Source organism: Salmonella sp. SAL4457 (assembly GCF_046548235.1).
In the GTDB taxonomy this organism is placed as follows: Bacteria; Pseudomonadota; Gammaproteobacteria; order Enterobacterales; family Enterobacteriaceae; genus Salmonella; species Salmonella enterica.
Map to the genome: position 1 here is coordinate 1 of NZ_JBGDZO010001026.1, position 249 is coordinate 249.

The 249-nt window shown below is 66.3% G+C and carries 1 protein-coding gene; it reads right to left on the minus strand.

Going from position 1 to position 249, the window contains the following annotated elements; translation table 11 throughout:
* On the minus strand, positions 1-249 hold a 249-nt coding region (locus ACLJNW_RS27290), incomplete at both ends, for a transglycosylase domain-containing protein (protein ID WP_410961682.1).

Sequence of the window (249 nt, forward strand, 5' to 3'; positions counted from 1 at the left end):
GTTCAGGTAGACCTCGAGAATCCGTTGCTTGGTCCAGAGCGTCTCGATCAGCAGGGTGAACCAGGCCTCCAGGCCCTTGCGCAGCCAACTGCGCCCGGACCAGAGGAAGACGTTCTTCGCCACCTGCTGGCTGAGCGTACTGGCGCCGAGGATACTGCCGCCGCGCTCGTTGTGCGCGAGGGCCTGCTGGATGGCCGGCAGGTCGAAGCCGTGGTGCTCGGCGAAGTGCTGGTCCTCGCCGGCGATCAC